Origin of the sequence: Pedococcus dokdonensis (assembly GCF_900104525.1) — a bacterium.
In the GTDB taxonomy this organism is placed as follows: Bacteria; Actinomycetota; Actinomycetes; order Actinomycetales; family Dermatophilaceae; genus Pedococcus; species Pedococcus dokdonensis.
Genome location: NZ_LT629711.1, coordinates 3,522,847 through 3,535,334, shown reverse-complemented (window position 1 = coordinate 3,535,334; position 12,488 = coordinate 3,522,847). Strand labels below are relative to the sequence as shown.

At 72.4% G+C, this 12,488-nt stretch carries 15 protein-coding genes; 6 read left to right on the top strand and 9 right to left on the bottom strand.

All coding sequences use genetic code 11. From position 1 onward, the window contains the following. Window positions 1–132: 132 nt before the first annotated feature. Window positions 133–531: a phage holin family protein gene (locus BLQ34_RS16690; RefSeq protein ID WP_091788058.1), complete on the top strand. Its 399-nt coding sequence runs from the start codon at window positions 133–135 to the stop codon at window positions 529–531. 64 nt (window positions 532–595) lie between these two features. After that, on the top strand, window positions 596–1,507 hold the full coding sequence (locus tag BLQ34_RS16685) for an alpha/beta fold hydrolase (protein WP_091788055.1): 912 nt from the start codon (window positions 596–598) through the stop codon (window positions 1,505–1,507). 96 nt (window positions 1,508–1,603) lie between these two features. Here BLQ34_RS16685 and BLQ34_RS16680 read toward each other — a convergent pair whose 3' ends face one another. The 3 genes from BLQ34_RS16680 to nth are packed head-to-tail and all read right to left on the bottom strand — an operon-like array spanning window position 1,604 to window position 4,283. Continuing rightward, a complete protein-coding gene (locus BLQ34_RS16680; protein WP_091788052.1) occupies window positions 1,604–2,815 on the bottom strand; it encodes a MarP family serine protease in 1,212 nt (403 codons plus the stop codon). After that, window positions 2,815–3,507 carry an NUDIX hydrolase gene (locus BLQ34_RS16675; RefSeq protein ID WP_231961329.1) on the bottom strand — a complete coding sequence of 231 codons (693 nt, stop codon included), beginning with the start codon at window positions 3,505–3,507 and terminating at the stop codon, window positions 2,815–2,817. Before BLQ34_RS16675 ends, BLQ34_RS16680 begins: the two co-directional genes overlap by 1 nt. Next, window positions 3,504–4,283: an endonuclease III gene (gene nth, locus BLQ34_RS16670; protein WP_091790138.1), complete on the bottom strand. Its 780-nt coding sequence runs from the start codon at window positions 4,281–4,283 to the stop codon at window positions 3,504–3,506. Before nth ends, BLQ34_RS16675 begins: the two co-directional genes overlap by 4 nt. 75 nt (window positions 4,284–4,358) lie before the next feature. Between nth and BLQ34_RS16665 the strand changes: the two genes are divergently transcribed. Beyond that, window positions 4,359–5,036, top strand: a complete 678-nt coding sequence (locus tag BLQ34_RS16665; protein WP_269457304.1) for a Crp/Fnr family transcriptional regulator — start codon at window positions 4,359–4,361, stop codon at window positions 5,034–5,036. A 105-nt stretch (window positions 5,037–5,141) separates the two neighbouring features. Here BLQ34_RS16665 and BLQ34_RS16660 read toward each other — a convergent pair whose 3' ends face one another. The 5 genes from BLQ34_RS16660 to BLQ34_RS16640 form a co-directional block, all read right to left on the bottom strand. Further along, the gene (locus BLQ34_RS16660) at window positions 5,142–6,173 is read right to left on the bottom strand and encodes a glycoside hydrolase family 16 protein (protein ID WP_091788049.1); all 1,032 of its coding nucleotides are present in this window, start codon (window positions 6,171–6,173) and stop codon (window positions 5,142–5,144) included. A gap of 99 nt (window positions 6,174–6,272) precedes the next feature. Next, window positions 6,273–6,995 carry an MBL fold metallo-hydrolase gene (locus BLQ34_RS16655; protein WP_091790134.1) on the bottom strand — a complete coding sequence of 241 codons (723 nt, stop codon included), beginning with the start codon at window positions 6,993–6,995 and terminating at the stop codon, window positions 6,273–6,275. 217 nt (window positions 6,996–7,212) lie between these two features. Beyond that, window positions 7,213–8,052: an NUDIX hydrolase gene (locus BLQ34_RS16650; RefSeq protein WP_197674732.1), complete on the bottom strand. Its 840-nt coding sequence runs from the start codon at window positions 8,050–8,052 to the stop codon at window positions 7,213–7,215. A 94-nt stretch (window positions 8,053–8,146) separates the two neighbouring features. Beyond that, window positions 8,147–8,623 (bottom strand): RidA family protein, encoded by a 477-nt coding sequence (locus tag BLQ34_RS16645; RefSeq protein ID WP_091788047.1) that lies wholly within the window; start codon window positions 8,621–8,623, stop codon window positions 8,147–8,149. 1 nt (window position 8,624) lies between these two features. After that, entirely contained in the window at window positions 8,625–8,795 is a 171-nt protein-coding gene (locus tag BLQ34_RS16640) for a DUF4177 domain-containing protein (protein ID WP_091788044.1), read from the bottom strand. 35 nt (window positions 8,796–8,830) lie between these two features. Here BLQ34_RS16640 and BLQ34_RS16635 point away from each other — a divergent pair, with 35 nt between their 5' ends. From BLQ34_RS16635 to BLQ34_RS16625, 3 genes are read left to right on the top strand one after another with little or no spacing between them, the layout of a single operon-like run. Then, window positions 8,831–9,592 carry an alpha/beta hydrolase family protein gene (locus BLQ34_RS16635; RefSeq protein WP_091788040.1) on the top strand — a complete coding sequence of 254 codons (762 nt, stop codon included), beginning with the start codon at window positions 8,831–8,833 and terminating at the stop codon, window positions 9,590–9,592. A gap of 9 nt (window positions 9,593–9,601) precedes the next feature. Next, a complete protein-coding gene (locus BLQ34_RS16630) occupies window positions 9,602–10,606 on the top strand; it encodes an ArsA-related P-loop ATPase (protein ID WP_091788037.1) in 1,005 nt (334 codons plus the stop codon). Next, window positions 10,606–11,874: an ArsA family ATPase gene (locus BLQ34_RS16625; RefSeq protein WP_091788034.1), complete on the top strand. Its 1,269-nt coding sequence runs from the start codon at window positions 10,606–10,608 to the stop codon at window positions 11,872–11,874. The genes BLQ34_RS16630 and BLQ34_RS16625 overlap by 1 nt, the downstream gene beginning before the upstream one ends. A gap of 121 nt (window positions 11,875–11,995) precedes the next feature. Here BLQ34_RS16625 and BLQ34_RS16620 read toward each other — a convergent pair whose 3' ends face one another. After that, entirely contained in the window at window positions 11,996–12,331 is a 336-nt protein-coding gene (locus BLQ34_RS16620) for a WhiB family transcriptional regulator (protein WP_091788031.1), read from the bottom strand. Between the last annotated feature and the right edge of the window lie 157 nt (window positions 12,332–12,488).

Genomic DNA, 12,488 nt, shown 5'->3' with positions numbered 1-12,488 from the left:
GACGTCCTTCCTTGGCCGAGCCGCCTGTCCATCGACCGCCGAGTCTAGGGGCCGTGCTGGACGGGCGTCGGTCCTCGCGTTCTGGGTAGGGTCGTGGGGCGGGCAGGTGCCGCAGAACCGGAGGTACGACCCATGACCACTGCCAAGGACTCGTCGCAGGAGCGGACCATCGGCCAGCTCGTCGCTGATGCCACCCACGACGTCTCGACCATCGTCCGCAGCGAGATCGCGCTCGCCAAGGCCGAGATCGCGGCCGACGCCAAGAAGGCCGGCGCCGGAGCCGGCATGTTCGCAGCGGCGGCGTTCGTGGCGCTGCTCGGCCTGATCTTCCTCTTCCACACCATCGTCGCCGTGCTCGACATCTGGCTGCCCGAGTGGGCCGGCTACCTCATCACCACCGGCCTGCTCTTCCTCGTCGCGGCGGTCCTGGCCGTGCTCGGCCGCAACAGCATGAAGAAGATCAAGGGCAAGCCCGAGCGCACCATCAAGAACGCCCAGGACACCGTCACCGCCGTGAAGTCCGCCTCCTGACGGCCGACGCCCCGCACCCCACCGCCACCGTCCCCAGACACCCAGCCGAACGGCATACCCAGTCATGAGCCTCGACGCCTCGATGGCCCTCATCGAGGGCCCGTGGGAGCACCGGTTCGTCGCGGCGAACGGCGCGCGGTTCCACGTCGCCGAGCAGGGCGAGGGCCCGATCGTGTTGTTGCTGCACGGTTTCCCGCAGTTCTGGTGGGCGTGGCGACACCAGATGGCGGCGCTCGCCGAGGCCGGCTACCGCGCGTGCGCGATGGACCTGCGCGGGTATGGCGCGTCCGACAAGCCCCCGCGCGGCTACGACACCCGGACTTCGGCGACCGATGTCGCCTCCGTGCTCCGCTCGCTCGGGGCGTCGCGGGCCGTGGTCGTCGGGCACGGGTGGGGTGGCTGGATCGCGTGGAGCATGCCGACCCTGCAACCCACCGTCACCCGCGCCATCGCGTCGCTGTCGATGCCGCACCCCCTGGTGTTCCGGAAGGCGTCGTTCTCGAACCCACGCCAGCTCAGGGCCAACTCCTACCTCGGCGGCCTGCAGCGGCCGTTCGTGCCCGAGCGGCAGATGACGGTGCACGGCGGCTACGTGCAGCGGCTGTTGCGCGAGTGGGCGTCACCCGAGGGGATCTGGCCGTCGCCCGAGGAGGCGCGGATCTACTCCGACGCCATGGCGCTGCCGTTCGTGGCGCACTCGGCGGCGGAGTACTACCGGTGGGTGGTGCGCAGCCAGGTGCGGCCCGACGGGTGGCGGTTCGCCGCCCGGATGCGCACGTCGATCAGCCTGCCGGTGCTCCAGCTGCACGGCCAGCACGACGGCGCCGTCCTCGCCGACACTGCCGGCGGGTCGGCGGACTACGTGACCGGGCGGTTCGAGCGGCACCTGGTGCCGCACGCCGGACACTTCCTGCCCGAGGAGGCCCCCGAGGTGGTCAACCAGCACCTCCTCGACTGGCTCGCCACGCTCCCCTGACCGCACGCCCGTCCCGCGACGTGTTGCGCGCAGATCGTCGGCGAGGCCCCCGGAACCCGTGACCACCCAGACGCAATAAGTGCGGGAGAGCCCGGGTCAGCCGGCGACGCAGGCGCCGGTGTCCACCGGTGACGCGGCGGCCGACGCGGCGTCGAGCACCGGCTGGGCCTCGTCCATCGTCAGCGCGTAGCCGGTGCGGTCGTCGTCGAGCGACTTGGCGAAGACCACTCCGACCACCCGGCCGTCGGGGTCGAGCAGCGGCCCACCGGAGTTGCCGGGCCGCACCTGCGCGTAGAGCGAGTAGACCTCACGGCTGGTGCCCGGCCGGCCGTAGATGTCGGAGCCGCGGGCGTCGACGACCTCACGGACCCGGGCGGGGTCGAGCCGGTAGGGGCCGTCGAGCGGGAAGCCGGCGACGACACCGCTGTCGCCACGGGCGAGGTCGGCGCCCTGGCGCAGCGGCTCGGCCGGCAGCCCGGGCACGGCGAGCACGGCGAGGTCGCGCTTGGCGTCGAAGAGGACCACGCGACCGGTGTAGGACCGTCCGGTCCCGTGGATGCGCAGGGTCGCCGACTGCATCCCGGCGACGACGTGGGCGTTGGTCACCACGCGCTCGCGCGCGACGACCCAGCCGCTGCCCTCCTGGCCGCGGTTGCAGGCGGCCGCCACTCCGGTGATCTTGATGACCGAGGACGCCGCCTGACGCACTCCGGCGGTCTGCGCGACCGCCGCGTCGGGTGGCGCGACCGGGGTGATCCGCTCGCTCTCCAGGCCGTCGAAGACGCGCGGGAAGCCCTCTCGGTCGAGCACCTCGCGGAACCCCGCGAACAACCGCGACGTGCCCGGGGGGACCACCCGGTCGATCGTGCGCAGCACCCGGGACTCACCGATCGCCTTGGCGATCGGGGCGGGGGCACCGCCGCGCAGGGCGCCGGCGATGAACCAGACGAGCACCGCCGCCGACACCACGACCGCCACCGCCCCGAGGCTGGCGTCGAACCACTGGGCCGGCTTGATCTTCAGCTTGGACCGCAGCGACCCGCCGATGGTCACCGCCACCGCCTGGCCGAGCGAGGCGAGGATGAAGACCCCCGCGATCAGGACCACCGAGCGCAGCAGCGGGGAGGACTCGAGCGACGACCACCGCTCGATCCCCAGCGGCACGAGCCACATCGCGATCGCGCCACCGGTGAGGAACCCCGCCAGCGACAGCACGCTGACCACCAGGCCCTGCCGGAACCCGGTGAAGGCATAGCTGATGAACAGCAGGATCAGCAGGTAGTCGAGGACGGTCAGTCCGAGGAACATCAGGCTCGGCCTTCCGTCGCGGTCCTGGTCAGCGCGTCCCGGGGGCCACCCGGCCGGTAGCGGTCGGGCAGGGGACGCTCGACGCTACGGTCCCACGTCTGGGTCAAACCGCCGAAATCGAGCACAGCCGACAGCAACCCGGCGGTGAAGCCCCAGATGAACAACCCGTCGAACTCGAACCCGGGCCCGCGGTAGCCGCTCGGGTGCGACACGGTGAACCTCGCCGCCGGGTCGAGCAGGGCGGCCAGCGGCGCCCGCACCGCCCGGTGCACCTCGGTGGGGTCGATGGCGTCGACCCCGCCGGGCTCGCGCCACCAGCCCAGGACCGGGGTGACGACGAACTTGCGGGGGCTGAGGTAGATCTCCGGCAGCGTCTCGACGACGTCGATGGAGGCGGGGTCGATCCCGACCTCCTCCTGGGTCTCGCGCAGGGCGGCCGCGGCGTCGGAGGCGTCGGACGGCTCCCGCTTGCCCCCGGGGAAGGAGATGTCGCCGGGCTGGGTGCGCAGGGTGTGGGCGCGCTCGGTGAGCACGACGTCCTCGCCGCCGCCCTCCGCCGGGCCGAACAGCATCATCACGCTGGACCGCCGACCACCCTCCGGCGGCGGCGCGAAGGCCTGGAAGTAGCCGCGGTCGGCCGCGGCGATCGCGGCGCGGGCGCGGTCGAGCCAGGCGGGGCGGCCGGACGTCACGACGCAGCTGCTCCCGCCGAACCGGGCACGGCTGCATAGGGGTTGACGGCCCCGGGCGCGAGCTCGTACTTGAGCAGCTTCGCGGCCTTGACCGGGTCGGTCTCACCCACGCCGTAGGACGGGCACAGCCGGGCGATCGGGCAGGCGCCGCAGGCGGGCTTCTTGGCGTGGCAGGTGCGCCGGCCGTGGAAGATCAGCACGTGGCTGAGCATCGTCCACTCCTTGCGCGGGATGAGCTTGCCGACCACCTCCTCGACCTTGACCGGGTCTTCCTCGGTGGTCCAGCCGAACCGTCGCACCAGTCGCCCGAAGTGCGTGTCGACGGTGATGCCGGGGATGCCGAAGGCGTTGCCGAGCACGACGTTCGCGGTCTTGCGGCCGACGCCGGGCAGGGTGACGAGGTCCTTCATCCGCGGCGGCACCTCGCCGTGGAACCGCTCGACCAGGTCGGCGCCGAGCTTCATCACCGAGTTGGTCTTGGCCCGGAAGAAGCCGGTCGGCTTGAGCAGCGTCTCGAGCTCCTCGCGGTCGGCGCCGGCGAGCGCGGCCGCGTCGGGGAACCGCTCGAACAGCACCGGCGTGACCTTGTTGACCATCACGTCGGTGGTCTGGGCGGACAGGACGGTCGCCACCAGCAGCTGCAGCGGGTTGGCGAAGTCGAGCTCGCAGTGCGCGTAGGGGTAGTGCTCGTGCAGCATGCGGTAGATCCGCCTGGCACGCCGGGTCAGCGCGACGGGGGTCTCGTCGGCGGCGGCGCGGGCGGGGGCTCCAGACACCAGCACAGCCTACGGTGCGAGACAGACATCCGACGCGGCCGACCATGGCACAACCGACGTGGCACACTGTCGCCCGTGGATCACGACGTGGTGAAGAAGGCCCCGCTGTTCGCAGCGCTGGACGACGAGGCGTCGACGACGCTGATGTCCTCGATGACGCAGACCCGGCTCGAGCGCGGCGACGTGCTGTTCACCGAGGGCGACCAGGGCGACCGCCTCTACGTCATCCGCGAGGGCAAGGTGAAGCTCGGCCGCCGCAGCGCCGACGGCCGCGAGAACCTCGTCGCGATCCTCGGTCCCGGCGAGATGTTCGGCGAGCTCAGCCTGTTCGACCCCGGTCCACGCACCATGACCGCGACCGCCGTGGCCGAGACCCAGCTGCTCGGGATCGGCAACGACGACCTCAACGGCCTGCTCGAGGGCCGCCCGGGCGTCGCGAAGGTCCTGCTCGCCGCGCTCGCGAAGCGACTGCGCCGCACCAACGAGAACCTCGCCGACCTCGTCTTCACCGATGTCCCCGGCCGCGTCGCCAAGGCGCTGCTCGACCTCTCGGCCCGCTTCGGCCGCCCGGTCGAGGAGGGCATCCTGGTCGCCCACGACCTCACCCAGGAGGAGCTCGCCCAGCTGGTCGGCGCCTCCCGCGAGACGGTCAACAAGGCGCTCGCCGACTTCGCCACCCGCGGCTGGCTGCGGCTCGAGGCCCGTGCCGTGCTCCTGATGGACGTCGAGCGCCTCAAGCGTCGCGCGCGCTGAGCGAGCGCCCCCACAGCGAGCGCCTCCACAGCGAGCGCCCGCCAGCACGAGACCGAGGTATGCCGCGTGGCCCGGCCACGCGGCATACCCCTGTCTGCGGGGGGGTCAGCCGGTGTAGGTGCGGACCCAGTCGACCTGCAGCTGCTGCTTCGGGAACCGCCGGCCGTCGAGCGGGCTGCGGTGACCGGTGCCGTTGTTGCCGTCCTTGAACACCTCACCGTTCATGATGAGGAAGTAGGGCAGCCCCATCACCTGGGCACAGCTCACCGGTGCGGTGAGGGTGAACTTCCCGGCGCCGCAGACGTCCTTGCCGTCGAGCTGCTTGCCGTCCATGAAGTACTTCACCCGCTTGCCGACCTTCTCGACCGACCAGACGTGGAAGGTGTTGTCCGCGTTGGACATCGGGCCGGCGTGCTGGCGGCGGATGGTCTTCCAGTCCCCGTTGCCCTTGCACGACATGTGGGTCGTGGCGGTGGTGCGGCCAGGACGGTCGCCGTACCACTCCAGCGCGTCGAACTCACCGAGGTTGGTGAGGGCATCGACGCTGTCGCAGTACTGGTCCGTGTTGTGCATCCACAACGCCTGGCGGGTGCCGACGGCAGGCTGGTCCGGCATCGAGGCGCGGAACTCGACCTTGAAGTTGCCGCTCAGCTGCTTGCCCGCGTCGAGCATGTCGAGCCGGCCGGACGAGTAGACCGCCTTCTTGCCGGCGCCGCAGGGTGCCACGGACGCGGTCGCGTTCGTGTAGAGGTCGAAGTTCGTGTGCGTGGCGGACTTCTTCACGCAGTGCCGCTCGGTGGTGATGACCAGGTTGCCGCTGCGCTGGTCGACGTTGCGGGCCAGGTAGTGCGCCTGCGACTTCTTGGCCTGGCTGACCATGATCCGGTTCGCGGTGCTCCAGGCCGTGCGCGACGTGTCCGGCACCCCCTTCCACTTCGCCGGCGCGTTGCCGCCGAACTCCGAGTGCCAGCGCGGCTCCCAGGTGGTCTTGGTCGCGGCGGCAGCAGCGGCCGGATGGGCCGATGGGGCCGCGGCGTCGCTGATCCCCGGCGCGACCGCGGCCACGGCGGCCGTCAGCAGCGTCGCGACAGCCAGACCGGCCCCCAGTCGCGGGCGCGTGATGGTGCGTGTGTTCATGGTGGTTCCCTCCCGTTTGATGAGTCACCGACGCTAGGGAGGGATGTGGGCGAGGTCGATGGGGAGCGGTCCCCGGCACCCGCGGTGCGCCGCCGGGGCTCAGCCGTGCGCGCGGAGGTAGTCCAGCTGCGCCGCCACGCTCTGGGCCGCAGCCGGCCAGACCTCGCGGGGCACGTCGGCATACACCTGCTCGACGACGGCCTGCACCGGGTCGGGGGCTGACGCCGCGCCGTCGGCGAGGGCCTGGCGCACCTGCTCGAGCCGCTCGGCGCGGTGGGTGCGGTAGAACGCGACCATCGCCGACGCATCGGGCACGACCGGCCCGTGGCCGGGCAGGATCGAGGTCACCGTCCCGCCACCGGTGAGTGCCGAGATCCGCTCCAACGAGTCGAGGTATGCCGCCAGCTCACCGTCGGGGTGCGCGACCACCGTCGTGCCGCGGCCGAGGACGGTGTCACCGGTGAGGAGGGCGTGGTCGGCGGCGAGGGCGAAGGACAGCGAGTCGGAGGTGTGCCCGGGCGTCGCGACGACCCGCAGGTCGAGCCCACCGGTCGTCAGCACGTCGCCATCGGCGAGGTCGTCGTGGCCGCGGCCGACCGCGCGGGTGGGGGCGCCGGTCAGCTCGGCGAACCGGTCGGCTCCCTCGGCGTGGTCGGCGTGGCCGTGGGTGAGGATCGTCTGCGTGACGCGGGCGCCGCGGGCTGCCACCGCGTCGACCACGGCACGCAGGTGGCCCTCGTCGAGCGGCCCGGGGTCGATCACGACCGCTTCGGTGGAGCCGGGTTCGAGCAGCACCCAGGTGTTGGTGCCGTCGAGGGTCATCGGGCTCGGGTTGGGACACAGGATGCAGAGCGCCCGCTCGGTGACCTGACCACCGTGCCAGTCGCCGAAGGCCGCAGACGGCTCAGGGGCCTGCGCCGGGCCGGGCGTCACCCCCACCTCCCCCTGCACGAACCTTTGCTAGCAAGGGTTCCTCGTTCGTGGACAGGTTGCAAGCTGTCCACCACTGAGTTTCCTTTGCTAGCAAAGGTTCCTGCAGTCATCGGGGGAGGTCCGCCCGCATCACGAGGCCGTCGCCGGTGTCGACCAGCTCGGGCTGCACGGGGGCGATGACCGGGGTCTCGGCGATGAAGCCGGCCGCGGACGTCGCCGCGGCCACCTCCTCGACGGCCACGACCGTGGGCGGCAGCATCAGCGCCTGCCCGTCGCGCCAGGCCTGCAACAGCTCGGCCGGTCGCACCCAGTCCGCCACATCGGCCTCGGTGGTGTCGTCGTCGGCCCGCTGCCCCTCGGGGACGGCGGCGCTGAAGAACCGGGTGTCGTAGCGACGCGCCTCGAACTCCGGGGTGATCCAGTGCGCCCGGTAACCGAGCAGGTCGGACCGGAGCACCAGCCCGTGCTCCTCGAGCACCTCGGACAGCGACGCCTCGCGGTCGAGCAGCCGTCGCCGCTGCTCGTGCCAGTGCTCGCCGCTGACGTCGGAGACCACCTCGTCGGCGGACCGGCCGGCCAGCAGCACGCCCGACTCCTCGAAGACCTCGCGCACCGCCGCGGCCACCAGCACCCGTGCCGTGGGTTCGTCGACCTCGAGCAGCGCGGCCCACTCCGCCGGGCTGGGGCCGGCCCACGGCAGGGCCGCGTCCGCGTCGCGTGGGTCGACCCCACCGCCGGGGAAGACCATCATCCGCGGGGCGAACTCCATCGTCGCGACCCGGCGCAGCATGAAGACCTCGACACCCGCGTCGCCGTCCCGCACGAACATCACGGTGGCGGCCCGCTTGGGCACCACCGGTCCGGCCGGGTCGGGCGACGCGAGCCAGGCATCGGCCCGGGCCCGCAGCGACGGGGAGTCGGCGATCGGGAACTCGCGGATCACCACGGCATACCCCTCCCGGCTCCCCGATTCGATGTCAACGCGCCCGGATTCACCGGCATGTTCACGTCGAATCGGTGGGGAACCGGGCGCACAGTGCTCAGTCGTCGGCGAGGGCGACGACGATCTCGACCTCGACGGGGGCGTCCAGCGGCAGCACGGCGACACCGACGGCCGACCGGGCGTGCACGCCGGCCTCGCCGAACGCCTTGCCCAGCAGCTCACTCGCACCGTTGATGACACCGGGCTGGCCGGTGAACGACGGGTCGGACGCGACGAAGCCGACGATCTTGACGACCTGGGTGACCTTGTCGAGGTCGCCGACGAGGCCCTTGACCGCGGCGATCGCGTTGAGCGCGCAGATCTCGGCGAGCTTCTTGGCGTCCTCGGCCGGCACCAGCCCGTGGCCGTCACCGACCTTGCCGGTCTGGACGAGCTCACCGGACACCATGGGCAGCTGGCCCGAGGTGTAGATCCGGCGCCCGTCCTGGATGGCCGGGACGTAGGCAGCCACCGGCTTGGCGACGTCGGGCACGGTCAGGCCGAGCTCGGCCAGGCGGTCTTCAACTGCGCTCATGTCAGGCCTTCTCCCGCTTCAGGTAGGCGACCAGGCCGTTGCCGTCGGGTCCGGTGAGGACCTGGACCAGCTCCCAGCCGTCCTCGCCCCACTGGTCGAGGATCTGCTTGGTCGCGTGGACGATGAGTGGCACCGTCGCGTACTCCCATTTCTTGGTGGAGCTCAGGTTCATGCCGCCAGCCTAGCCACCGCTGGCAGGATGGTCGCATGGCCCGTGACCCGATCCAGGTGCTCGACGAGCGGGCCGGTCCGCCGACCCGCACGATGTCCTACGGCGACGACCCCACCCAGGTCTACGACGTGCGGCTGCCCGAGCGGGTGACCCGCCGGCTCACCGTCGTCGTCGTGCACGGCGGGTTCTGGCGCCCCGAGTACGACCGGGCCCACGCCAGCCGCCAGGCCCAGGCCTTCGCCGACGCCGGCTACCCCACCGGGGTGCTGGAGTACCGCCGCCCCGGCATGCCCGGCGGCGGCTGGCCCGGCACCCCCGACGACGTCGCCGCCGGCATCCGGGCGATCCGTCGCGACCCCGACCTCGACCACCCGTGGGTGCTCGTCGGCCACTCCGCGGGCGGCCAGCTGGTCACCTGGGCGGCCGCGCAGCCCTGGGCGCACGGCCTCCGCGGCGTGGTCAGCCTGGCCGGCGTCGTCGACCTCGCGCACGGCGAGGCCACCGGGGTCGGCGGCGACGCCATCCCCACGCTGCTCGGCGGCCGGCCGGCCGAGGTGCCCGAGGCGTATGCCGCGGCCGACCCTGCCCGGCTCGCCCCCGCCATACCGACCGTGCTGGTGCACGCCCGCGACGACGACGTGGTGCCGTTCGAGCTCAGCGAGCGGTATGCCGCGACGCACCGCGCGCCGAACGTGCGCCTCACCCCAGTGGACGGCGGCGGGCACTACGGGCTGATCGACCCCGAGCACCCGGCCTTCGCGAAGGTGCTCGACGCGGTCGACCTGCTCGCCTCCTAGGCTGGACCCATGCCCGAGGCCACCCACGACCTGTCCAAGGTCCGGCTGCACGTGGTCACCGGCAAGGGCGGCACGGGCAAGACCACGGTCGCGGCGGCGCTCGCCCTGGCGCTGACCCGGCAGGGCAAGCGGGTGCTGCTCGCCGAGGTCGAGGGGCGGCAGGGGATCTCGCAGACCTTCGACGTGCCGCCGCTGGGCCACACCGAGACGCGGATCGTGCAGGACCGCAGCGGCGGCCAGCTCTGGGCCATCTCGGTCGACGCCAAGGAGTCGCTGCGCGAGTACCTCCAGAAGTTCTACAAGGTCGGCAAGGCGATGTCGGTGCTCGACCGGTTCGGGGCGGTCGACTTCGCCACGACGATCGCGCCGGGGGTGCGCGACGTGCTGCTGATCGGCAAGGTCTACGAGGCGGCCGGTCGGCGGTCCGGCAAGGGCCCCGCCGCGCCGACCTACGACGCGGTGGTGCTCGACGCCCCGCCCACCGGTCGCGTGGTCCGGTTCCTCAACGTCAACGCGGAGGTCGCCGACGTCGCGAAGGTCGGGCCGATCCGGTCGCAGGCCGACTCCATCACCCGCATGCTGCGCAGCCACACCACCGCGGTGCACGTGGTGACCCTGCTGGAGGAGATGCCGGTCCAGGAGACGGTCGACGCCCTCGCCGACCTGCGCCGCACCGACCTGCCGCTCGGCGCGATCGTCGTCAACCAGCTGCGCGACCCGCTGCTGTCCGACAAGGCCCTCACCGCGGTGCGACGACGCCGCACCGCCCGGCTGACCCAGGGGATCACCGCCGACCTCGAGACGGCCGGCATCCGCGTCACCGACGGACTGGTCACCGGTCTGCTCGACGACGGCGGCCACCACGCCGACCGCGTCGCCCTCGAGCGGGAGCAGGACGCCGTGCTCGAAGCCGAGGGACGGCTGACCGTGCGGCTCCCGTTGCTCGCCGAGGGCACCGAAGCGGGCGGCATCACCGTCCTGGCCCGCGCCGTGGCCGAGCAGGGGATGGTCTGATGCCGCCCCGCACGCGAGCCCGCAAGACGACCTCGGCCGCCCCGGCCGCCAGCTCCTCCGCCAGCGCCTCCGCCGCCGCTGCCCCGCGGCTCGACCTCGCCGCCCTGCTCACCGACCCGGCGACGCGCATCGTGGTCTGCTGCGGCGCGGGTGGCGTCGGCAAGACCACGACCGCCGCCGCGCTCGGGCTCTGGGCGGCCGAGCACGGCCGTCGGGTCGTCGTGCTCACGATCGACCCGGCCCGCCGACTTGCTCAGTCGCTCGGGCTGACCGAGCTCGACAACACCCCGCGACCGGTGGCTGGCATCGGGTCCGACGCGGCCGGTGGCGGGGCGGGGGGCTCGCTCGACGCGATGATGCTCGACATGAAGCGCACCTTCGACGAGGTGGTCGAGCAGCACGCCACCCCCGAGAAGGCCGCCCAGATCCTCGCGAACCCGTTCTACCAAGCGGTGTCCAGCTCGTTCGCCGGCACGCAGGAGTACATGGCGATGGAGAAGCTCGGCCAGCTGCGCGCCGAGGCCGGACGCGACGGTCGCTGGGACCTGATCGTCGTCGACACTCCCCCGTCGCGGTCGGCGCTCGACTTCCTCGACGCGCCCAAGCGGCTCGGCTCCTTCCTCGACGGACGGTTCATCCGGCTCCTCTCGGCCCCGGCCAAGGCCGGGGGCCGCGCCGGCTTCAAAGTGTTCAGCGTCGGGGTCAACGTCGTCACCGGCACCCTCTCCAAGGTGCTGGGCGGCCAGCTGCTCCAGGACGTGCAGACCTTCGTCGCCGCCCTCGACACCATGTTCGGCGGGTTCCGCGAGCGCGCCGACCAGACCTACGCGCTGCTCAAGGACTCCGAGACCGCGTTCGTGGTCGTGGCGGCGCCCGAGCGCGACGCACTGCGCGAGGCGTCCTTCTTCGCCGGTCGCCTCGACGAGGAGGGTATGCCGCTCGCCGGCCTCGTCGTGAACCGCATCCAGCGCGTGGCCGCCCCCTCCCTCACGGCCGCGCGGGCCCTCGCCGGCGCCGAGCAGCTGGCCGACGCGCAGACCGACCCGCAGGCCGACCCGCAGACCCGCTCGACCACCGCTGCCACGACCGAGGGCTTGCTGCGGCTGCACGCCGCGCTCGCGGAGACGGCGGCCCGGCAGGAGCGGCTGGCGGCGCGGTTCACCGCCGGGCACCCCGGCATACCCGTGGTCGAGGTGCCGGCCTCGGCCCAGGACATCCACGACCTCGACGGGCTGCGCGCCGTCGGCACCGCCCTCACCACCCCCTGACGAGCTCCCTACGCCCCCGGACGCCGCAGAACCCCTGGACCGTGGGGGATCGGTCAGGGGTTCCGTCGGCCCGACAGGGGGAGTCGGGGGGTCCGCAAGGGGGTGCGGAGGTCTGGTGGGGTCAGGCGCTCTCGGCGTCGGTCGGGGCCTGGGTGCGAGCGGCCGCGAAGAGGGCGGCCCACGAGGTGATGTTGGGGCGACGCTTGAGCAGGGCCCGGCGCTCGCGCTCGGTCATCCCGCCCCACACGCCGAACTCGGTGCGGTTGTCGAGGGCGTCGGCGAGGCACTCGGCGATGACGGGGCACCGCTGGCAGACGACCTTGGCGGTCTGCTGGGCGGCGCCCTGGACGAACAGCGCGTCGGGGTCCGTCTTCGAGCAGGAACCCAGCGGGGCCCAGTCGGCCTGCCACCCCGTTCCGACGGGCTGGCCGCTCGGCCGCTCCGGTGCGATAGTCATTTCCAGTGCCTCCAGATACTGCTGCTGCAGACGCTTCACCCTGCGTCTAATGTCCGTATCGACGTGTGGAAACGATAGGAAGTGCAACTACTTCCACGACATGGCCCATTCGTGTAGTTCTGGGATGACCAAAGGGACTAGTCATTCCGAGCCATCC

Coding starts and splice junctions, on each gene's coding strand:
- BLQ34_RS16690 (WP_091788058.1), top strand. CDS start 133: ATGACCACTGCCAAGGACTCGTCGCAGGAGCGGACCATCGGCCAGCTC.
- BLQ34_RS16685 (WP_091788055.1), top strand. CDS start 596: ATGAGCCTCGACGCCTCGATGGCCCTCATCGAGGGCCCGTGGGAGCAC.
- BLQ34_RS16680 (WP_091788052.1), bottom strand. CDS start 2,815: ATGTTCCTCGGACTGACCGTCCTCGACTACCTGCTGATCCTGCTGTTC.
- BLQ34_RS16660 (WP_091788049.1), bottom strand. CDS start 6,173: ATGAACACACGCACCATCACGCGCCCGCGACTGGGGGCCGGTCTGGCT.
- BLQ34_RS16655 (WP_091790134.1), bottom strand. CDS start 6,995: ATGACCCTCGACGGCACCAACACCTGGGTGCTGCTCGAACCCGGCTCC.
- BLQ34_RS16645 (WP_091788047.1), bottom strand. CDS start 8,623: ATGAGCGCAGTTGAAGACCGCCTGGCCGAGCTCGGCCTGACCGTGCCC.
- BLQ34_RS16640 (WP_091788044.1), bottom strand. CDS start 8,795: ATGAACCTGAGCTCCACCAAGAAATGGGAGTACGCGACGGTGCCACTC.
- BLQ34_RS16635 (WP_091788040.1), top strand. CDS start 8,831: ATGGCCCGTGACCCGATCCAGGTGCTCGACGAGCGGGCCGGTCCGCCG.
- BLQ34_RS16630 (WP_091788037.1), top strand. CDS start 9,602: ATGCCCGAGGCCACCCACGACCTGTCCAAGGTCCGGCTGCACGTGGTC.
- BLQ34_RS16625 (WP_091788034.1), top strand. CDS start 10,606: ATGCCGCCCCGCACGCGAGCCCGCAAGACGACCTCGGCCGCCCCGGCC.
- BLQ34_RS16620 (WP_091788031.1), bottom strand. CDS start 12,331: ATGACTATCGCACCGGAGCGGCCGAGCGGCCAGCCCGTCGGAACGGGG.